Below are 21,373 nucleotides of genomic sequence, written 5' to 3'. Positions count from 1 at the left end.
GAGGTCTTCCCATGATCAACGTGACCAATCGTACCAATATTAACATGCGGTTTTGTTCGTTCAAACTTGCTCTTCGCCATTGCTATTAATCTCTTGTTTTATTCCCTATTTTTATTAGCACCTAGGGACAGTTCTGCAAAACTTAAGTCTGACCAGACTGAAAACAGCCCAATCACCACAACTCTTAGACGGAAAACCCCACCAAATCTATAAATGGAATATCCTCCATCATACCTATTTGCCCAATCATCAACAACCATTTGGAGCGGGTAGCGGGAATCGAACCCGCATATTCAGCTTGGAAGGCTGCTGCTCTACCATTGAGCTATACCCGCATGACCCCACGTACTAACTCTCCTTCGATGAATGGTGGAGGGGGTTGGATTCGAACCAACGTAGCATACGCAACGGATTTACAGTCCGCCCCCTTTAACCACTCGGGCACCCCTCCATTCCACCGATAAAGTCGCGCAATGAGACATCACGACAACCATCTTGAATACCCATTCAATTCAATCTGATTGCGAAGTGGTTATGACGATTACTATTGTATCTGTCAACAGAATAAATACAATTCTGTACAAATTTCCTGCTCATAATTTTAAATCATAGATTTTTTCTCTCTATTTTTCTTATTAACACGTTATAAAGAAGCTATGAAAGAAAAAACATCACAAAATTCTCATTATGCTCGTTTGCGTCGCCGATATCGCGATACAAAAGGCTCTCCTTCTCGATCTTTTACACACCCAAAGAAGAAAGCTGCTTCTTTACAGCAAGAGATCATCCATCTTTATGGCATTCATTCTGTTCAGGCTGCTTTAGAAAACCCAAAAAGAATTTTAAAATGTCTTTACGTTACACAAAATGCCTTAAAACGATTAAATATATCCGAATCAGATTATCCTTGCTCTGTTACATTATGCACCCCCAAATATCTTGATTCGCTTGTTGGAAGTGAGGCTGTTCATCAAGGTATTGTTTTGGAAACTCTCCCCCTCAAACCATGCAAACTGTCGGAACTAACCAATACTGATCTGGTCATTGTCATGGATCAAATTACCGATCCACATAATGTTGGCGCTATTATGCGCTCTGCAGTTGCATTGAAAGCTAAAGCACTTATTACAACTTGCCGTCACTCTCCCCACGAAAGCGGTGTTCTTGCGAAAGCGGCATCTGGAGCTCTGGAAATGATTCATTATATTACCGTACGAAACCTTGCTGAAACTCTTCAAGAACTTCATCAAACAGGTTTTACAAGCTTTGGTCTCGATTCAGAAGGTGACCAACCTCTAGAAACAGCATTAACAGGGAATAAAATTGCTCTTGTTTTAGGAGCAGAAGGTAAAGGTTTACGTAAAAAAACACGCGAAACCGTTTGCGCTTTAACACGCCTTGACATGCCTGGAAATATTAAATCATTAAATGTTTCAAATGCAGCAACAATAGCTCTTTATGTGGCACATCAATATCTTAGATTCTAGTTTTTAATTTTTTGTGAAACATCAAAAAAACCAACCAACAAAAAACCCGCAAAAAACCCGCCAATATGAGCTTCCCATGCTATTGAGATGCCATTTTCTTCAAACAAAATAGAAGAAATACCTATGATCAAATCAGTCGTCAGCCATACACTCATATAAACAAGAACCCCCTTAGAACACAGAGCTTTTTTGACAGATAATAAAGATCCCAAAAGTTTTTCGTTCTGCACATTGACAGTTAGATTACCACTAGGAAAACCGTAACGTGCAATAGCCCCCATCATTCCAGATACGGCACCTGACGCCCCAATAAGTGATATGGTACTTTCTTGATGAAATGTAAAATAAGTCAAAACAGAAATAACTGCCGTTAACACCCAAAAAATTAAAAAACGTAAAACACCAAAATGCCTTGCTAAAGGAGAGCCGAAAACCAAAAGCCAAACCATATTAAGAGCAACATGTTTAAAACTACTATGCATAAATGAATAACTCACCATGGTATAACAAAATGCTACAGGATCCCTCTTAAACAATGCTGGTATAAATGAAAAAAACTCAAGGCTTTCAACATAAACCTGATGAGAAAAAAAATACTGAGAAATGCAATAAAGACAAAAACAAAATGCTATCAAAACAACTATAATAAATGGAACATTCAATAAGGGTTCTTTAGGTTGTTTCGGCAATCGGGCAACATCATTATGTTGGTGACTAGAAACTTTCATTGTATGAAATCTCGTATTTTTTAGAAAATGGGTTATTCTTTATACAAAATAAATATACCATTCCCAGTGATGCAGAATCTTCTCAACGCCTCTTCGAAGCCCTTTTTTAAATTTTCAATAGCTCTACATGAAAACACGTGTATTTTATACAAAAGATTTTAAAAAGCATGGATATCAAGAATATGATTTACAAACTTAGTGGTATCCTGCTTACTTAAATGTGAAGTTACCATGCAATATACAAGAACTTACGAATAGACAAACTCACTTATGAGGTGGTGTATAATAAAAATATATAAACATTATTTTCTTACTAGAAATATATTGATTATTGCATTTTTTAACCAAGCTATACTTCGATTGATAAACTTTAAAGAATCTTAAATCTCAATTTTTCCATTAATATGTCCTGCATTACTTCTACGCTTTGAACGAAAAACGACATCTCTATGAGAAAAAATACCAATACAGCGTTCTCTAGATATACTAATTGGTGTTTCATGATGAATTACTTACTTGATAGTCTGTTTCCTTCATACATGCAAAAGCGTCAGTTCATCTCTTTAACAAATATAAACAAGCCTTTCATTTCAACCTTTAACAGATATAATTCAAGAACTGTCTCTTATGAAACACTGAAAAAATATGTTGATTCTAATGATGCATCTTTGAATTTAAACAGTTCATGACAGAATTTTTTATTCCTTTCTTAGACAGTCTTATTGATACATCCGCCACTTGTAACGTGCAAGAGAATAGTCCGGATTAATTCAATATAAAAAATTTAAATGAGGCAATCATAGGAATTTGAACCTTCCTATTAAGTTGCAAAATGATAAAGGACCATTATAAACCAATGAATTATAAATAGATAACACACTAATTATTGAAGAGGACGATCTTGAGAATTCTGTTTGCAATCCTTTAACCACACATCATAAATAGGATGCTCAACAGCGTTCAAACCAGGACTATCTGCAAACATCCATCCTGTAAAAATACGCCGTATTTTTTTATCTAATGTTACTTCATTGACTTCAATAAAACCAGTTGTACGCGTGGGTTCATCTTTAGAGCTCGTATAACACGCACGTGGTGTTACCTGTAATGCGCCGTACTGATAAATTTTACCAAGAGTAACTTCAAAACGTGTGGTCCGTCCCGTGATTTTGTCAAGACCTGCAAAAACAGCAATTCCATTGCTAATACGCTCAGCCCGCACCCCATTATTTAAGGATAAAAACACTAAAATTCCCATAAAAAAAATATATATAAAATGCCTCACCCCTAACAATAAAAAAAATCTCATCATATCAAAATCAATCGCACCTTAAAAAATAATTCTTTTCATAACATAGAGTCAAATAAGACAAAAATACACACGCACATTAAAACATGTTATTTTTTAGGTGACCACGCATCATAATCTTCATGCACACAAGAACGCTCTCCATTGGAGGTGATAGCCCCCTTTGGTCGATAGCTCTCACTTGTTCCTGTCATATTTGCAACATGAGGCTTTTCCCATTCATAAGGATGATAATCCTCTTGTGTTGGTGGACACTCACAGCGATGATGAATCCAGCCGTGCCAACCTGGTGGAATAGTAGAGGCCTCAGAATAGTCTTTATAGATAACCCAACGGTGCGGATAACCATCCTTATGAAGTCCTCCTTCATAATATATATTTCCAAATTGATCTTCCCCTATCCGCTTACCTTTGCGCCATGTGAAAAAACGCGTACCAATGGTATTGCCATTCCACCATGTGAAGATTTGCTTAAAAAAACGAGCCATCTGCTATTCCATTCATTTAGTGCGTTCATGAAATTAATCGTTGGAATAAAATTATTAACGATTGAAATTAGCGAAAAAGTTACTAGTAAATTCAACTACAATTCCAATTGATAGGTTAACGTGCTATCCTTTAATTTCAAGAAGATATCATATGTATGGCTTCTTCTCCACCCCATAAAATTTAATCTATGCCAAGTTTCATCTTAACCAATTCATTAACAGCTTGGGGATTTGCCTTACCACCTGTTGCTTTCATTACCTGTCCAACAAACCAACCAGCTAAAGCAGGTTTGTGCTTTGCTTGCGCAACTTTATCAGAATTATTGGCAACGATCTCATCAACAGCTCTTTCAATAGCCTTTGTATCCGTTACCTGCTTCATATTTCGTTCTTCTACAATTTGGCGTGCATCTCCCCCCTCATTCCAAATAATCTCAAAAAGATCTTTGGCAATTTTTCCAGAAATAACTCCTTCTTTTATAAGATCAATAATGCTTCCCAATTGATTTGGCGATACTGGTGACTCTTCAATCTCACGATTATCTTTATTTAAAGCCCCTAAAAGGTCGTTAATCACCCAATTGGCAACTATTTTTCCATCACGCCCACGCGCTACTTCTTCAAAATAATCAGCAATAGCCTTTTCTGTCACAAGAATGGAAGCATCATACACTGTCAATCCCATTTCCTTAACAAAACGTGCTTTTATAGCGTCAGGCAACTCTGGTAAGTCTGCTGCCAAATCATCCACAAATGCTTGATCAAATTCTAACGGTAAAAGATCAGGATCAGGAAAATAACGATAGTCATGCGCTTCTTCCTTTGAGCGCATAGAGCGCGTTTCACCTTTAGCGGCATCAAAAAGCCGAGTCTCTTGATCTATGACGCCTCCATCTTCTAAAATTGCAATCTGACGACGCGCTTCATATTCAATTGCTTGACCAATAAAGCGAATAGAATTAACGTTTTTAATTTCACAGCGCGTTCCAAAATCTTCACCAGGACGACGAACAGATACATTGACATCTGCACGCATAGAACCTTCATCCATATTGCCATCGCAAGTGCCCAAATAACGAACAATCGTACGCAATTTTGTCATATAGGCTTTGGCTTCATCTGATGAGCGCATATCAGGCTTGGAAACAATTTCCATAAGAGCAACACCAGAACGATTCAGATCTACAAAAGACATTGTTGGATGTTGATCGTGCATCGATTTTCCAGCATCCTGTTCAAGATGCAACCTCTCAATTCCCACTTCAATATCCTCAAATTGTCCATTCGAATCTGGACCAACAGATATAATAATCTTTCCCTCTCCTACAATGGGATAGCGAAATTGAGAAATCTGATACCCCTGCGGTAAATCTGGATAAAAATAGTTTTTGCGATCAAAAACAGATTTTAAATTAATATGCGCCTTTAATCCTAACCCCATTCGAACCGCTTGACGAACACATTCTTGATTAAGAACAGGCAACATACCTGGCATGGCTGCATCAATAAGTGATACATGATTGTTCGGCTCTGCACCAAATTTGGTTGATGCTCCTGAAAAAAGTTTCGAATTTGATATGATTTGCGCATGAACTTCCATGCCAATGATGACTTCCCAATCACCTGTAACTCCAGAAATAAAACGCTTAGAATCAGGAGTACGCGTATCAATGATGCTCATTGCCAATCCACTACCAATATTTTAAAATTCACTCATGGCTTATCTAAAACCATTCTCTCAGTGCAATCCTAGGATATAAATCTTACAACACAAGCCCGATTTTATCGGGCTTGTGTTGTTTGCATAAATATTAAGCTTTTTTAGGAGCCTTTTTCTTAGCTGGTTTTTTCTCTGTAGACGTTTCTTTCACTGCAGACTTTTTCTTTGCCGGCTTTTCTTCAGGGACATCTGATTCGTCATATTCTTTCATCAACTCTTCAACCGTCACTTCTTTATCTGTGACTTTTATCTGTGCTAATAAATGATCAATGACCTTTTCTTCAAAAATCGGAGCACGTAGATTTTCAACAGCTTCCGGAGTCTTACGGAAAAAATCCATAATCTCTTTCTCTTGTCCAGGATACTGGCGAACCTGATCAAAAACGGCTGCTTTTAGCTCATCTTCACTAACTTTAACACCAACCTTCATTCCAATTTCAGAAAGCACCAAACCAAGACGAACACGACGCTGCGCAAGGACACGATATTCCTCCCGTGCCTTTTCTTCTGTAATACCTTCATCTTCAAAACTGCGCCCAGCCTTTTTCAAATCATCATTAACCTGAGCCCATATATTGTTAAACTCAACCTCTAAAAGTTCTTCAGGAATCTCAAAATTATAATCAGCATCTAAAGCATCAAGAATTTGACGCTTAACTTTTTGACGTGTCACTGAACCATATTGGCTTTCAATCTGCCCACGAACGACCTCACGTAAGCGATCTAGAGACTCTAAACCAACTTTTTGCGCTGCTTCATCATCAATTTTTAATTCATCTGGTTTAAAGACAGCTTTGACAGTAATGTCAAACTCTGCTTCCCGTCCCGCCAAATGTGCCGCACTGTAATTATCAGGAAATTTAACAAAAATCGTTTTTACATCCCCAGCTTTCACACCAACCAATTGCTCTTCAAAACCAGGAATAAATTGTTTTGCCCCAAGAATCAGTTGTGCATCACTATCTGCCCCACCTTCAAATGGAACGCCTTCAAGCTTACCTTGATAATCTATGGTAATGCGATCACCTTCTTCAGAATTCCCCTCTTTTAGAGAATAATTACGCGTAGAAGAAAGGACGCGATTGACTTGATCATCAATATCCTGTTCAGGAATAATTGCAATTTCACGGATAACCTTAATATGTTCAAAATCTTTAATGTCAATTTTTGGTAAAACTTCATACTTTAAACTAAAAGTAAAATCAGCTTTGCCATCTAGAATTTTTTCATCTTCATCTATATCAATTTTTGGCTGCATCGCTGCACGTTCATTGCGGTCCGCTAAAATAGAACGGGGTGCATCACTGAGTATCTCATTGAGAATCTCCGCCATAAAGGATTTACCATACATTTTTCGCAAATGCCCACTAGGCACTTTACCGGGACGAAAACCATTAAGCTTGATTTTTCCCTTGGTATCATCCAATCGTTCATTCAACTTTTCTTCTAAATCTTTCGCTGGAACCACGATCTTAATTTCGCGCTTCAGTCCTTCATTAAGCGTCTCGGTAACCTGCATTAAACACCTTCATTTTTCTAAGGAGAGGGATCAACCCACTCTAATAATCATTACATTCTAACACTTCGAGTGTTACATTTACCATGAAGCGGAATTTCAGACACGTAGAAATCCGTAGCACTTAAGGGATTGCTTTGGTGCGGATGGAGGGACTCGAACCCCCACGGTCTCCCGCCAGAACCTAAATCTGGTGCGTCTACCAATTTCGCCACATCCGCTCAAACTTACAAGCTAATAACCTTATACAAGCGGCGTTTCTATACCATTAATTACAGAAAAAAAGCAAACAAATATATTAAAAAAAACAAAATCTATGCTTTTCATACATAACTGCTTACGCTAAAAGTCAATTATGTTAAAGACATTTGATATCCCAATTCATATCATCGGTGGCGGTCTTGCGGGGTGTGAAGCAAGCTGGCAAATCGCTCAGTCAGGAATTTCTGTTGTTTTGCATGAAATGCGACCCGAAAAAAAATCAGATGCCCATAAAACCGATAAATTGGCAGAACTGGTTTGTTCAAATTCGTTTCGTTGCGATGATTCATTAACAAATGCCGTAGGACTTTTACATGCTGAAATGCGATTAGCAAAATCGTTAATTATGAAAGCTGCTGATGCCAACAAAGTTCCCGCAGGTAGTGCTCTTGCTGTTGACCGTGATGGATTTTCAAAAACCGTTACGACAGCACTTGAAAACCACCCTCTTATAACAATCAAACGTGAAGAAGTTCAAGAAATTCCTAAAGCTTGGAAACATGTTGTCATTGCAACAGGCCCCCTTACATCGCCTGCACTTGCTCAAAAATTACAAGCAATAACCGGTATAAAAGCTCTTTCTTTTTTTGATGCAATTGCACCTATTATCCATACCGACAGTATTGATATCAACATTTGTTGGTATCAGTCTCGCTATGATAAAATTGGTCCTGAGGGAACAGGAAAAGATTATCTTAATTGTCCCCTCAACAAAGAACAATATGAAACATTCGTTGAAGCGTTAAAAAATGCTGAAAAAACAGAGTTTCGTGACTTTGAAAAAACGCCCTATTTTGATGGATGCCTCCCCATTGAAATTATGGCTGAGCGCGGACTTGAAACGTTAAGACATGGTCCTATGAAACCTATGGGCTTAACTAATGCCCATAACCCTACAGTTAAACCCTATGCTGTCGTTCAATTACGCCAAGATAATAAACTTGGAACGCTTTATAATATGGTCGGCTTTCAGACAAAATTGAAATATGGTGAACAAATTCGCATTTTTAGAATGATTCCCGGTCTTGAAAAAGCAGAGTTTGCGCGTCTTGGTGGTCTTCACCGCAATACCTACCTCAACTCGCCAATTATTCTTGATCAAACCCTTCGTTTAAAACAAAAAAAACAACTACGCTTTGCAGGGCAAATTACCGGATGTGAAGGTTATGTAGAATCAGCGGCAATAGGGCTTCTTGCTGGACGTTTTGCTGCTGCCGAATATCATCATATTTCCCCTTGCCTACCCCCACAAACTACAGCATTCGGAGCCCTTTTGAATCATATTACGGGGGGACACATCATAGATGAAAAAGCAGAAACACAATCTTTTCAGCCAATGAATATCAATTTCGGACTTTTTCCCCCTATTGCTTCTATTAAACATTCAGGAAAACGTTTACCAAGTAAAGAAAAAAAATTAGTAAAAAAACAAGCCATAACAGCGAGAGCTCTCAATGATTGTACTCAGTGGTTAGCAAATAAAGAATCAAAGAGCTCCTGTTTATAAAAAACACACGATTCGCCTCTCTCCTACTGAATAGATCTTTATAACTCTCGTGAAAAAATCATTCTAAAGCCTTTTAAAGACTGTCTCCCCCAATCAATAAATACTACCCTACGTTTCATCATTTATTCAATTATGTAGATGCTGTAAAATAACTTTTGGCTATAAAAAAACTTTACCGCTATCAATAATTTAATATGATTTAATGACTAAAAACAAAATAATTATATAAACATATTATGAATAATCAAAATAAATAAATGGAAATACACAAGTAATACTGTACTATCTTTATTAATAGTTTTTATATTACGTAATGTATATTATTTTATAAGAGTAATTTTTCTGTTTTTTAACTTCCTCCCTCAAAGTTTGTGATGTTCTCTCATTTTAACTCTTGTATGATGAAGGAAAAATACTCGCTTGCATATCACAAGTGAAATAAAGATATGGAAAAAATATTTGTAGGATAGAGCTGGAGCTATCTCTCCCCTCTCAAATGCCAAGAAAAATCCCAATATTAAAAACCAAATCTGAATATCAAAAGATTTTTTTATTTCAGGATCTTATAATAAATCAATAAAATTATCCTCTTGGTGCGTCACAAGAAAGGTTGGCGTATAAGAGTAAAAGAATAAAACTATCCCTTATGCACTCGTCTCAGATATCTGGGGCTAGTCGCAACATTATAGGAACTGAGAAAATAGATAGCAAGGTGGCACCAACATGCACTTTTATTAAGCGTAAATGGTGATATATAATAACTTTTATGGACTTTACAGAGTTTTCCGCTTCATATTATTTACGGATCTTGTTTTGAAATAAATACCGTAACACTTCAGCGTAATAAAAGTTAATATTACATTTTATAAGCCATACCCGCGCTCAATTAATACAGTGCAATATTTCATTGAAAATGACTAAAAACAATATATTTCCAGCAATACATGAAAATAAAAAATATCGCAAGGATCTCAAAGTTTTATGTGAAAAATAAGCATAACACATGTGTTAAAAAAACCCGCTTATAAATAAATCGGGTTTTTTTAATGTAGCTTAGAATTATTTTTTATTAACTGCTTCTTTAAGGCTTTTTCCTGCAGAAAATTTGGGTACAGAACGTGCTGGAATATCGATTTCAGCACCAGTTGAAGGATTACGCCCCTTTGTTGCAGCACGATGAGAAACTTCAAAAGTGCCAAAACCTGGAAGACGAACATCTCCTCCTGAAGCCAAAGCTTCTGTTACAGAAGCCATAAAAGCATCAACAACAGCACCAGCTTGCGCTTTCGAAACACCTGCCTTTTCAGCAACGGAGCTAACGAATTCACTTTTATTCATAAAATATTTCCTTTCCCTATATTACCTGAACATGACTTAATCATGTTATTGGTCAGTTTATTGAAAAGTACAGCAAACAGAAGTCTTATTTTTATCCAAAACATTGTTTTTTTAGCAATAATCACAGTTATTCACGGAATTTTTCACTTTTTCCAACAAAAAACAGAATAATAACCTCAACAACATCTTCTACCACCTAAAAAATGCCGTTATAAATGAGATAAGTGAATCAGTGCGCAATCTGTATTCCTTCACTATCACTGCTCTCTGACCGGATTGGCACAGCCCCTGTAGAGGGTTCTTTCCATTCAATAGTGTCTGGAAAACGAACCAAAGCGTGTTTCAAAACTTCACTCACATGATTTACCGGAATAATTTCCATATTATTTTTGACATCATCAGGAATATCAACCAAATCTTTTGCATTTTCTTCAGGAATAAGTACTTTTTTTATCCCTCCTCGAAGAGCTGCTAAGAGTTTTTCTTTTAATCCACCAATGGGTAAAACGCGTCCACGTAAAGTAATTTCACCAGTCATTGCAATATCTTTATGCACAGCTACTCCTGTAAGGACCGAAACAATTGCTGTCACCATTGCAATCCCAGCCGATGGGCCATCTTTTGGTGTCGCACCCTCTGGAACATGAACATGGATATCGCGTTTTTCAAAAAGTGGAGGTTCAATACCAAAATCAACAGCACGAGAACGTACATAAGATGCTGCCGCTGAAATGGACTCTTTCATAATATCACGTAAATTTCCAGTTACAGTCATCTTCCCTTTGCCGGGCATCATAACTCCTTCAATAGTCAATAACTCTCCACCGACTTCTGTCCACGCAAGACCTGTTACAACACCAACTTGATTTTCTCCTTCAATCTGATTGTAATGATAACGTTTAACACCCAAGAAATCATGAATATTACTTTCTGTAACTTTTACAGATTTTTGATGTGTTTTGAGAATTTTTGTAACGGATTTGCGGGAAATTTTCATGAGTTCACGTTCAAGGTTACGAACGCCTGCCTCACGTGTATAAAACTGAATAATTGACCTTAGTGCGCCATCAGAAATACTGAGTTCTTTTTTAGATAAACAGTGATCTTTTAGTGCCTTTGGTAAAAGATGCTGTTTAACAATTTCCATTTTCTCACATTCAGTATAACCAGCGATACGAATAATTTCCATACGATCCATTAACGGACCTGGAATATTAAGCGTATTGGCAGTTGTGATAAACATGACATCAGAAAGATCATATTCAACTTCCAAATAGTGATCAATGAATGTACCATTTTGTTCAGGATCAAGAACTTCTAATAAAGCGGATGAAGGATCACCACGAAAATCTTGGCCCATTTTATCAATTTCATCAAGCAAGAAAAGCGGATTAGATTTTTTTGCTTTTTTCATAGACTGGATAATTTTCCCAGGCATCGAGCCAATATATGTTCGGCGATGTCCACGAATTTCTGCTTCATCTCGGACACCTCCCAATGAGATACGAACATACTCACGTCCCGTTGCCTTTGCAATAGAGCGCGCTAATGATGTTTTCCCTACACCTGGAGGACCTAACAAACAAATAATGGGACCTTTTATCTTTGACGCGCGACTTTGTACGGCCAAATATTCAATAATTCGCTCCTTAACTTTTTCAAGACCAAAATGTTCATTATTCATGACCTTTTCAGCAAAATCTAAATTGTTTTTAATCTTAGATTTTTTACCCCAAGGCATTGCTAATAACCAATCAAGATAGTTACGTACAACTGTCGCTTCTGCAGACATAGGAGACATATTCCGTAATTTTCTCAATTCTGCTCCAGCTTTTTCCTGTGCTTCCTTGGATAGTTTTGTATTCTTGATACGTTCTTCTAATTCAGAGAGTTCATCTCGGCTATCATCACCTGCTCCTAACTCTTTTTGAATAGCCTTCATCTGCTCATTGAGATAATATTCTCGTTGGTTTTTTTCCATTTGCCGTTTAACATGCGAACGAATACGTTTTTCAACCTGCAAAACAGAAATTTCTCCTTCCATGAAGGACAAAACACGTTCAAGACGGGCCCGCACAGGTAAGAGCTCTAATATTTCCTGTTTTTCTGCCAGTTTAATCATCAAATGAGAAGCAATCGTATCGGCAAGCTTAGAAGGATTATCAAGCTGGCCAATCGCATTCACAACTTCAGGAGAGATTTTTTTATTAAGCTTTACATAGTTTTCAAAATAAGTAATCACTGACCTTGAAAGAGCTTCAATCTCAACATCACTCTCTCTAGGTTCTTCTGTAACAGTTGCAAAAGCCTGATGATAACCTTCACTTAAAGAAAATTGACTAATTTTTGCACGTGCAGTTCCTTCAACCAAAACCTTTACAGTACCATCAGGAAGCTTTAAAAGTTGAAGAATATTAGCAAATGTACCAATATGATAAACATCCTCTGATTTTGGATCGTCATCAGAAGCATTTTTTTGTGTCACCAATAGTATTTGCTTATCAACCGCCATCGTTTCTTCAAGAGCACGAATTGATTTTTCGCGGCCCACAAAAAGTGGAACAATCATATGGGGGAAGACAACAATATCACGAAGAGGTAAAACAGCATAAACCCCATCTCTTACTTCATCTGTCTTTTCATCAATATATTGCATAACTCTCCTTTCTGGAGCCTATGAGCTATCTACAACAATTAGCCCACCTTTAGAAAATCTCAGCTCTTCACTGTACATGAAGTGGTAATTACTCATACATAAATCAAGCATTATAATGATATTATTAGAAACACCTATCAAATACCGTTCACTACCACCTTTTATATTGTGCATCGCACAATGTCATGCTGATACATTTTCTTTATCTTCTGCACGTTCTGAGTAAATATAAAGAGGACGCGCTTTACCATCAACGACATCACTCGAAATAACCACTTTTTGAACGCCTTCAAGAGCCGGTAGCTCAAACATCGTCTCAAGAAGGATCTTCTCCATAATAGAACGTAAACCACGAGCACCAGTTTTACGTTCAATTGCTTTCTTTGCAATAACACGTAAAGCATCTTCATGAAATGCTAACTCAACATTCTCCATTTCAAAAAGACGCTGATATTGCTTTACTAACGCATTTTTAGGTTGGGATAAAATTTGCATGAGGGCGTTAACATCTAAATCCTCTAAGGTAGCGACTATAGGAAGCCGCCCAATAAATTCTGGTATTAAACCAAATTTAATAAGATCTTCAGGCTCTAAATCACGAAAAATTTCACCGACACAACGCTCATCCGGAGCCTTAACAGTCGCAGAAAAACCAATAGAAGTTTTTTCACCACGCCCTGAAATAATCCGTTCTAAACCTGCAAAAGCTCCCCCACAAATGAATAAGATGTTTGTGGTGTCAACCTGAAGAAACTCTTGTTGCGGATGCTTACGTCCACCTTGAGGAGGAACAGAAGCAATCGTTCCTTCCATAATTTTTAATAATGCTTGCTGAACTCCTTCCCCCGAAACATCTCTTGTAATAGAAGGATTGTCTGCTTTACGAGAAATCTTATCAACCTCATCAATATAAACAATACCACGCTGCGCACGTTCAACATTATAATCTGCTGCTTGAAGAAGCTTCAAAATAATATTTTCAACATCTTCTCCCACATAACCCGCTTCAGTCAAAGTGGTCGCATCCGCCATCGTAAAAGGCACATCAATAATACGTGCTAATGTTTGTGCAAGATAAGTTTTACCACAACCCGTTGGACCAACAAGAAGAATATTTGATTTAGCCAACTCAATATCATTGCTTTTAGACTGATGCGCCAACCGTTTATAATGATTATGAACAGCAACAGAAAGAACACGCTTTGCATGCTGCTGACCAATAACATAGTCATCAAGAACTGTTATAATTTCCTGTGGCGTAGGAACACCATCACGCACCTTAACCCCAGAAGACTTATTTTCTTCCCGAATAATATCCATGCAAAGCTCTACACATTCATCACAGATAAATACAGTAGGCCCCGCAATGAGCTTACGCACCTCATGCTGACTCTTGCCGCAGAACGAGCAATAGAGAGTATTTTTTGATTCGTTCCCGCTATTGCTAATTTTGCTCATTTTTCTTTCCTTTCACCACAATATATGAACACTTTGCCTTTTCAAAGGAAGCCTTTCATCATGAAAACTAAAAGACATATAGAAAACCATGCATGTCTCAATACTTTTAGGTGTTTCTCTTATTTTGCGATATTTTTTATAAAACTCTTGATTTAAAGTAGCTGTTTTTTCTATAAAAATTCTTAATCTTTTTCTTCTTTTTCAGTTTCTGCACGGTATTGTATAACATCATCAACTAAGCCAAACGCTTTGGCTTCTTCTGCTGTCATAAAATGATCGCGATCGAGAGTTCTCTCTATAACCTCATAATCTTGACTCGTATGTTGAACATAAATTTCATTTAAACGCCGTTTCATCTTTATAATATCTTGCGCATGTCGCTCAATATCTGAAGCTTGACCTTGAAAACCACCAGATGGTTGATGCACCATAATACGTGCGTTTGGCAATGTAAAACGATGACCTTTTGCTCCAGCCGTTAATAATAAAGACCCCATAGATGCCGCTTGCCCCATGCAAAGCGTAGAAACAGGAGGGCGAATAAACTGCATAGTATCATAAATAGCCATACCAGATGTTACGACACCACCTGGAGAATTAATATAAAGACTAATTTCTTTTTTAGGATTTTCCGCTTCCAAAAAAAGCAATTGTGCACAAACAAGCATTGCCATACCATCTTCAACAGGTCCATTAATAAAAATAATCCGTTCCTTTAAAAGACGGGAAAAAATATCATAGGCCCGTTCACCACGATTTGTTTGTTCAATAACCATAGGAACAAGGCTTAATGCTGTTTTCATTGGATCACTCATATTTTTACTTTCCGTTCATATAACAACCGCTCTTTACACATTCAATGTTTTTGTCCATATGTTAACATTACTCTCTTGTGCAAGCTACAATCAAGAGATTGTATAAGATAGATTAAAATCTCAATAGTTAAAATAGCAATAATAACTCTACCTAAACAAATGATGAACATCCGGAATGCGAGATACCGCCCAATGGTAAAAACTTCCTTCCTGAGGTCTTTTCGTGGTCTTTGTCTTTCTGTGAATATGAAAGCCTATCAAGCGTGAATCTGTAAGCGGCTTTACGCCAAAAGCTGGTTCAAAAATACGTTCAGTTTTTCGCCCAGTCCAATAATAAAAAGTTTCCTTTTCCTTTGCTTCATGAAAAAAACCATATCGTTTTGCTAATCGTGAAATACCATCATTGCCAAATATTGTAACGCCAAGATTTCTCGGTAAAATCGGCATTTTTTTCCTCTTTAACCAGAACGGTCTCCAAACACGACGCTTAAACCCAAGCCAATGAGGAATAATTTCTGTGCCAGCCCAATAATCCTCAAATATTTTTATAATAGGGTTATTGGGCGGAAAATAAAGTGCAGAAACGCCTACTCTTGTATTATTTTCTCTTGACAACCAAACCTTATCCGCATCTGGATGAAATTGTTTAACAAGGTAAACATCTGTATCTAACCAAACACCTTGTTGATATTTCATCAGCATAACACGAGAAAAATCCGAGAACTGAACAATTGTACACCCTAGTTTATCATCAGACAAATCGGGATCAAGGCGATAAATTGCTGAGTGTGGTAAAATTGATTCGGCTTCATACAGCTCAACACCAGCAGGGAGATTATCTATTTTTTTATCATAACTAAAAAGCTTAACGCGCTGTCCAGTTTTAACCATTGAAGACAAACAAAGCCTATCTACCAATCTTAATTGTCCACTATACCAAAAAGTACAAATATCCATAGATAATACATCAAAAATATTCTAAACTTACGCGAAAGAGTTGTTCAACATCACGAACCCTATCAGCAAGAGCAAAAATCACTATTCTATCACCAGACAAAATACGCGTATCTGCCGAAAGCTGTATTATTGTCTTATTGCGATAAATTGCACCAATTCTCAAACCATCTGATAAATTGAGCTCTGATAATGACTTACCAACCAATGAAGATGTTTGCATCACTTCAGCTTCAATAATTTCTGCTCGGCCATTAAAAACTGAATGAACAGAACGAATACGCCCACGGCGCATTTGTTGCAAAATTCTCGATATTGTAACACTATGGGGATTAAGATATGCATCCACACCAACAGCACGACTAAATTCTTGATAGGCAACATTATTAATCAATACCATATTGGCTTTGCAGCCCAATCTTTTAGCAATAATAGCGCTTAAGAGATTAACCTGATCTTGATTGGTCAATGTAATCATTAAATCGGACTGATCAATTCCCGCATCTTGAAGAATCACTGGATCTAACACGTTACCGTATAAAACTGTTGTTTTTTCAAGCTGATCAGCAATTGTGAGGGCTCTTTCTCTATGCGCTTCTATAATCTTCAATTTTAATTTATGAAAACGCTTTTCAATAGCCTGTGCAACATAAAGGCCAATGTGACCACCCCCTGCAATAATCATGCGGTGGGCATCTTGTTCTTTATGACCAAAAAGCCCAACAGCACGACGCATCTGTTCACGAGAAACAACAAGATAGGTTATATCACCAACGCGTAGTTGCGTTTCTGAATGTGCAACCAATAATTCCGCGCCACGTTTAATAGCAGTAACCGTCGTATGAAGATCTGGAAAAAGCTCTGTTAATTGACGCAAAGGTGTATTAATAACGGGACAATCTTCCATGCATTCCAAAGCTAGTGCCACAATATCATCATTACAAAAATAAAGAACATCTATTGCACCAGGTAAAGCAATACGGCGCAAAACCATTTCCCCAACTTCAACTTCTGGCGAAATAACCACATCAATGGGAATATTCTCTCTGGAAAAAAGCGTCTTATAACGTGGTTCTAAATAAGATTGTGAGCGAATACGAGCAATTTTTGTGGGCACATTAAATAATGAATGTGCTACTTGGCAAGCTACCATATTAACTTCATCAAACAAAGTGACAGCAATCAACATATCAGCTTTGTCTGCATCTGCAGCCAAAAGAACTTCAGGCCGTGAACCGTGACCAACAAAACCTCTCACATCCAATGTATCGCGAATCTTTTCAATTAATCTCGTTTCAATATCAATAACAGTAACATCGTGATTTTCAGCAGCAAGACGCTCTGCTATCCCATAACCAACCTGTCCTGCTCCACAAATAATAATACGCATCGCTTTAAGAAACTCCAAGCGCTTTAAGTTTACGGTGCAAAGCTGAACGCTCCATGCCTATAAATTCAGCAGTACGTGATATATTTCCACCCAAACGCCCAATCTGCGCCACTAAATATCTCTTTTCAAATAATTCTCGAGCTTCACGTAACGGCAAATCCATTATACTTTCATCTGAATCCATTTGAAGACGTGGCAAAGAATCACTTACTTCACTGGGAAGAAAGTCCGCTGTTATAGGACCATCACCATCCCGCACAAGAATAAGAAGACGCTCAATATTATTACGTAATTGCCGCACATTACCCGGCCAAGCGTGCGTTTGCAAAATAGCAATCACATCATCACTGATTGCACGCGGTTTAATCCCAACCTGCTGTGATATTGTTTTTACAAAATGATGTACAAGTTCTGGAATATCTTCACGACGCGCTGAAAGGGGCGGAACAACAATAGGAACAACGGAAAGACGGTGAAAAAGATCCTCCCTAAAGCGCCCATCAGAAATGAGGTTTTCAAGATTTTGCGCTGTCGAAGAAATGATACGGACATCCACCTTAACACGTTTTGTGCCGCCAATTCTCTCAAATGTTTGCCCCGTTAAAACCCGAAGAATCTTCCCTTGAGTCTCACGCGGCATATCAGCAATTTCATCAAGATATAAGATACCGCCATGAGCTTCCTCTAAGGCACCAATTTTACGCTCTCTTCCCTCCATTTCGCTGCCAAACAGCTCTATTTCCATTCTTTCCGGAGTAATCGTTGCAGCATTTATTGTAACAAATGGCCCATTCGAACGCGTTGAGAGCGCATGAATAGCTCGTGCAACAGTCTCTTTTCCTGCCCCTGAAGGACCTGTTATCATGATGCGACTATTGGTTGGTGCTACTTTTTCTATGATTTGACGCAAATTTTTTATAACTGTCGATTTTCCGAGCAACTCTAATGTCTCGTTCGAACGCTTTCGCAATTCTAAAAGCTCACGTTTTAAATTTGAATTTTCAAGTGTTCTCTCTGCAACCAATACAAGTCTATCAGCTTTAAAAGGTTTTTCAATGAAATCATATGCCCCTCGCTTTATAGCGGAAACAGCCGTCTCAATATTACCATGACCAGAGATCATAACGACCGGAAGAGCCGGATATTGTGTTTTAATTTCATCAAGCAGTGCTAAACCATCGAGACGACTACCCTGTAGCCAAATATCCAAAAAAATGAGCTTTGGAATACGCTCACTAATTTGAGCCAATGCTTCATCAGAGTTACAAGCAACACGCGTTTCATAACCTTCATCATCTAAAATACCAGCAACAAGCTCACGAATATCTGCTTCATCATCAACAATCAAGATATCTGATACCATACTATTCCCCTATCTTATGATTTATGGCTTGTATAATATTACCCTGCTTACCCCCATCCGCTGGAAATATCAAACGGATCATCGCACCACGACCTTCATAAAAACTCTCCGGTGCATCATGAAGCTCCATGAAACCACCGTGATCTTCAATAACTTTGCGCACAATAGCTAACCCCAGCCCTGTTCCTTTTTCCCGCGTTGTTATATAGGGTTCTAATAACTTTTGTCTTTGCTCTTTAGGAAGTCCTTTCCCGTTATCAACAACATCCACAACCACCCATTCTTCCTGACGATAAGAACGGATAAGAATATGACCGTGAATATTTTCCTCTCGCATAACTGAATCTATGGATTCGCTCGCGTTTTTGATAACATTGCAAAAAGCCTGTACAATGAGACGATTATCAAATGCACCCATAAGTGGTAGAGTTCCTAAATCTTGCTCAAAATGAATATCATGTCGCGTCACCTCTATCAAGAAACATGCTTCGCGCAACAATTCTCGTATATCTAAAATATGCATTTTGGGTTTGGGCATACGTGCAAAAGAGGAAAACTCATCAACCATACGCCCAATATCTCCAACCTGCCGAATAATTGTGTCAATACACCGCTCAAAGACCTCTCTATCTTGTGTAATAGCTTTGTTATAACGTTTACGAATGCGTTCAGCGGATAACTGAATAGGTGTAAGAGGATTTTTAATTTCGTGTGCAATACGCCGCGCAATATCCGCCCACGCCGCTGTACGTTGCGCTGCAACAAGGTCTGTAATATCATCAATTGTTAGAACCCAAGATTGCCCTTGTCCATCATCCTCCTCCATCGTAACTTGGACATTACAGACACGCTCTTTTCCTGCAACGTTTAAAGTGACCTGCTCACGATGGTTTTTACGATCCAATGAACGCACAAACTGAAAAACCTGCCAAATTTCAGCGCTTAAAGATAAAAGACTTTTTCCAACAACGCGCTCTGAGCGAATATCAAACATCGCTTCAATAGACCGATTGATAATGGTGATATCACCATTATCATCTATACCTGCTACTCCCGCTGTTACACCCGATAACACAGCTTCAGAAAAACGCCGTCTTTCATCAATTTGATCACGCACTGCAATCAATTCATTACGCCGACTTTTCAATTCACTGACCATGTAATTAAAAGTTTTGGATAATTGCCCAATATCTCCATCTTTTGCTCGTACTGGCACGAAAATTTCCATATTTCCAGAAGCAACATCATCGGCAGCACTAATGAGAAGACGAATAGGACGTACTAAGCGATCAGCAACAGCAATAGCAGCCCAAATGGCTGATAAGAATAAACTAAAAAAAAGACACAAATAAAGCATACCAAATGCAATCTGTGTCAGCAGGCGATTCTCATTTAAATCACGATAACGATCTGTATTAACTTCTGTCAAACGCAAAGCAGATAAAACACCTTTATCAACGTCACGCACCAAATATAAAAATGTGTTTGGAATATTGGTAAATTTTAAAATAATACCAAAATAATCATGAACGCCTGGTTGAAAAGAAAAAGGTCTCGCACTGGTTGCACGTTCAATAAGATGAGAAGGAGGAATTGGCAGTTTATCTTCATCACCAAGAGCACTCGATACAAAAATAGCTCCACTAGAACTTAACAAAAATGCACCACGCAAATTGCGTCCTAGAGCATGACGCGTCAATTGCATCCTATATTCAGCTGGATTACGTTCTAAGAGTTTTTTGTTATCAAGTGCAAATGCCATCGCGTAGGATAAATTTTTTAAATTTTGGAGCATTTCATCTGCATAAGCATTTGCTAAATCAATAGAAGAGCCCACAATTTGCCGCGTTGTTGTATCAAACCATCGATCAAGTCCCAAATTTAGTGCTGGACCCGATACAAGAGCTACAGCAACAGCTGGCATTGTCGCAACAAGTGCAAACAATGAAATAAGGCGCACATGAAGACGCGATCCTGCACGCCTTGAACGCCAAGCACGAATGATCGGTATCATCTCATAAAAAACGATGACAATAAGCCCTAAAACCCAAAAACTATTAATTCCTATAAGAATAAGGGTTACTGTTCTACTGGGAACAACAGGAGTTAATCCAATAAGAATAATAAATGAAACAGAGGCCGTAAGTAAAGCCAATACAATAATTGTAATCCCTAAAAAAATATATACCTTACTTAAACGATACAACTCATCGTTATAAGTATTTTTATCTATGTCTTGAAGATTCGTCACAGATGTTATATTCGTCATGAGCTTACATACCCTTATCCCATTATTCTCATATAACCTTTTGTAGCAAAAATTGACAATACTAATACTACATTTAAAATAGGCAAATATAGTCAACGAGAAAAAACTTCTACA

Annotated in this window: 15 protein-coding genes, 3 tRNA genes and 1 pseudogene; 2 read left to right on the top strand and 17 right to left on the bottom strand. The window is 37.8% G+C overall.

Going from position 1 to position 21,373, the window contains the following annotated elements:
* The 3 genes and pseudogenes from ACFIMC_RS02475 to ACFIMC_RS02465 all read right to left on the bottom strand — a co-directional run.
* Positions 1–80 (bottom strand): annotated as a pseudogene (locus ACFIMC_RS02475) (elongation factor Tu); the annotation flags it as partial.
* A gap of 181 nt (positions 81–261) precedes the next feature.
* Positions 262–335 (bottom strand) — tRNA-Gly (locus ACFIMC_RS02470).
* A gap of 32 nt (positions 336–367) precedes the next feature.
* A tRNA-Tyr gene (locus ACFIMC_RS02465) sits at positions 368–451 on the bottom strand.
* A gap of 205 nt (positions 452–656) precedes the next feature.
* Between ACFIMC_RS02465 and ACFIMC_RS02460 the strand changes: the two genes are divergently transcribed.
* Positions 657–1,487, top strand: a complete 831-nt coding sequence (locus tag ACFIMC_RS02460; RefSeq protein ID WP_375671998.1) for a TrmH family RNA methyltransferase — start codon at positions 657–659, stop codon at positions 1,485–1,487.
* Here the strand turns inward: ACFIMC_RS02460 and ACFIMC_RS02455 are convergent.
* The 6 genes from ACFIMC_RS02455 to ACFIMC_RS02430 all read right to left on the bottom strand — a co-directional run bounded on the left by ACFIMC_RS02455 (position 1,484) and on the right by ACFIMC_RS02430 (position 7,469).
* Positions 1,484–2,215, bottom strand: coding sequence for a rhomboid family intramembrane serine protease (locus ACFIMC_RS02455; RefSeq protein ID WP_375680715.1), 732 nt, complete (start codon positions 2,213–2,215; stop codon positions 1,484–1,486). The genes ACFIMC_RS02460 and ACFIMC_RS02455 overlap by 4 nt on opposite strands.
* 883 nt (positions 2,216–3,098) lie before the next feature.
* On the bottom strand, positions 3,099–3,524 hold the full coding sequence (locus ACFIMC_RS02450) for a DUF2155 domain-containing protein (RefSeq protein WP_375633117.1): 426 nt from the start codon (positions 3,522–3,524) through the stop codon (positions 3,099–3,101).
* Between the two features lie 89 nt (positions 3,525–3,613).
* Positions 3,614–4,012 (bottom strand): NADH:ubiquinone oxidoreductase subunit NDUFA12, encoded by a 399-nt coding sequence (locus ACFIMC_RS02445; protein ID WP_375633064.1) that lies wholly within the window; start codon positions 4,010–4,012, stop codon positions 3,614–3,616.
* A 181-nt stretch (positions 4,013–4,193) separates the two neighbouring features.
* Positions 4,194–5,693: an Asp-tRNA(Asn)/Glu-tRNA(Gln) amidotransferase subunit GatB gene (gatB, locus tag ACFIMC_RS02440; protein ID WP_375634068.1), complete on the bottom strand. Its 1,500-nt coding sequence runs from the start codon at positions 5,691–5,693 to the stop codon at positions 4,194–4,196.
* A gap of 130 nt (positions 5,694–5,823) precedes the next feature.
* Entirely contained in the window at positions 5,824–7,251 is a 1,428-nt protein-coding gene (gene tig / locus ACFIMC_RS02435) for a trigger factor (RefSeq protein ID WP_375680714.1), read from the bottom strand.
* A gap of 135 nt (positions 7,252–7,386) precedes the next feature.
* Positions 7,387–7,469, bottom strand: a tRNA-Leu gene (locus tag ACFIMC_RS02430).
* A 134-nt stretch (positions 7,470–7,603) separates the two neighbouring features.
* Between ACFIMC_RS02430 and trmFO the strand changes: the two genes are divergently transcribed.
* Positions 7,604–9,016 carry a methylenetetrahydrofolate--tRNA-(uracil(54)-C(5))-methyltransferase (FADH(2)-oxidizing) TrmFO gene (gene trmFO / locus ACFIMC_RS02425; RefSeq protein WP_375612893.1) on the top strand — a complete coding sequence of 471 codons (1,413 nt, stop codon included), beginning with the start codon at positions 7,604–7,606 and terminating at the stop codon, positions 9,014–9,016.
* Positions 9,017–10,075: 1,059 nt separating this feature from the next.
* Here the strand turns inward: trmFO and ACFIMC_RS02420 are convergent.
* From ACFIMC_RS02420 to ACFIMC_RS02385, 8 genes are all read right to left on the bottom strand, one after another.
* A complete protein-coding gene (locus ACFIMC_RS02420) occupies positions 10,076–10,354 on the bottom strand; it encodes an HU family DNA-binding protein (RefSeq protein WP_375611283.1) in 279 nt (92 codons plus the stop codon).
* Positions 10,355–10,583: 229 nt separating this feature from the next.
* Positions 10,584–13,010, bottom strand: a complete 2,427-nt coding sequence (gene lon, locus ACFIMC_RS02415) for an endopeptidase La (RefSeq protein ID WP_375628987.1) — start codon at positions 13,008–13,010, stop codon at positions 10,584–10,586.
* A 183-nt stretch (positions 13,011–13,193) separates the two neighbouring features.
* Positions 13,194–14,468 carry an ATP-dependent Clp protease ATP-binding subunit ClpX gene (gene clpX, locus ACFIMC_RS02410; RefSeq protein ID WP_273723371.1) on the bottom strand — a complete coding sequence of 425 codons (1,275 nt, stop codon included), beginning with the start codon at positions 14,466–14,468 and terminating at the stop codon, positions 13,194–13,196.
* A 182-nt stretch (positions 14,469–14,650) separates the two neighbouring features.
* On the bottom strand, positions 14,651–15,283 hold the full coding sequence (clpP, locus tag ACFIMC_RS02405) for an ATP-dependent Clp endopeptidase proteolytic subunit ClpP (RefSeq protein WP_375611281.1): 633 nt from the start codon (positions 15,281–15,283) through the stop codon (positions 14,651–14,653).
* Positions 15,284–15,430: 147 nt separating this feature from the next.
* The gene (locus ACFIMC_RS02400) at positions 15,431–16,240 is read right to left on the bottom strand and encodes a hypothetical protein (protein WP_375680713.1); all 810 of its coding nucleotides are present in this window, start codon (positions 16,238–16,240) and stop codon (positions 15,431–15,433) included.
* Positions 16,241–16,250: 10 nt separating this feature from the next.
* A complete protein-coding gene (gene trkA / locus ACFIMC_RS02395; protein WP_375611279.1) occupies positions 16,251–17,627 on the bottom strand; it encodes a Trk system potassium transporter TrkA in 1,377 nt (458 codons plus the stop codon).
* 4 nt (positions 17,628–17,631) lie between these two features.
* On the bottom strand, positions 17,632–18,990 hold the full coding sequence (locus ACFIMC_RS02390; protein ID WP_375611278.1) for a sigma-54-dependent transcriptional regulator: 1,359 nt from the start codon (positions 18,988–18,990) through the stop codon (positions 17,632–17,634).
* A gap of 1 nt (position 18,991) precedes the next feature.
* Positions 18,992–21,259 (bottom strand): ATP-binding protein, encoded by a 2,268-nt coding sequence (locus ACFIMC_RS02385; protein WP_375611277.1) that lies wholly within the window; start codon positions 21,257–21,259, stop codon positions 18,992–18,994.
* Between the last annotated feature and the right edge of the window lie 114 nt (positions 21,260–21,373).

This window comes from Bartonella sp. AP21QHHD, assembly GCF_042196205.1.
Lineage (GTDB): Bacteria > Pseudomonadota > Alphaproteobacteria > Rhizobiales > Rhizobiaceae > Bartonella.
The sequence above is the reverse complement of the archived record's forward strand: the minus strand, read 5'-3'. Positions and strand labels throughout refer to the sequence as shown.

Coding starts and splice junctions, on each gene's coding strand:
- trmFO (WP_375612893.1), top strand. CDS start 7,604: ATGTTAAAGACATTTGATATCCCAATTCATATCATCGGTGGCGGTCTT.
- ACFIMC_RS02455 (WP_375680715.1), bottom strand. CDS start 2,215: ATGAAAGTTTCTAGTCACCAACATAATGATGTTGCCCGATTGCCGAAA.
- ACFIMC_RS02400 (WP_375680713.1), bottom strand. CDS start 16,240: ATGGATATTTGTACTTTTTGGTATAGTGGACAATTAAGATTGGTAGAT.
- ACFIMC_RS02390 (WP_375611278.1), bottom strand. CDS start 18,990: ATGGTATCAGATATCTTGATTGTTGATGATGAAGCAGATATTCGTGAG.
- trkA (WP_375611279.1), bottom strand. CDS start 17,627: ATGCGTATTATTATTTGTGGAGCAGGACAGGTTGGTTATGGGATAGCA.
- clpP (WP_375611281.1), bottom strand. CDS start 15,283: ATGAGTGATCCAATGAAAACAGCATTAAGCCTTGTTCCTATGGTTATT.
- ACFIMC_RS02445 (WP_375633064.1), bottom strand. CDS start 4,012: ATGGCTCGTTTTTTTAAGCAAATCTTCACATGGTGGAATGGCAATACC.
- ACFIMC_RS02450 (WP_375633117.1), bottom strand. CDS start 3,524: ATGAGATTTTTTTTATTGTTAGGGGTGAGGCATTTTATATATATTTTT.
- ACFIMC_RS02420 (WP_375611283.1), bottom strand. CDS start 10,354: ATGAATAAAAGTGAATTCGTTAGCTCCGTTGCTGAAAAGGCAGGTGTT.
- clpX (WP_273723371.1), bottom strand. CDS start 14,468: ATGAGCAAAATTAGCAATAGCGGGAACGAATCAAAAAATACTCTCTAT.
- tig (WP_375680714.1), bottom strand. CDS start 7,251: ATGCAGGTTACCGAGACGCTTAATGAAGGACTGAAGCGCGAAATTAAG.
- ACFIMC_RS02460 (WP_375671998.1), top strand. CDS start 657: ATGAAAGAAAAAACATCACAAAATTCTCATTATGCTCGTTTGCGTCGC.
- lon (WP_375628987.1), bottom strand. CDS start 13,010: ATGCAATATATTGATGAAAAGACAGATGAAGTAAGAGATGGGGTTTAT.
- gatB (WP_375634068.1), bottom strand. CDS start 5,693: ATGAGCATCATTGATACGCGTACTCCTGATTCTAAGCGTTTTATTTCT.
- ACFIMC_RS02385 (WP_375611277.1), bottom strand. CDS start 21,259: ATGACGAATATAACATCTGTGACGAATCTTCAAGACATAGATAAAAAT.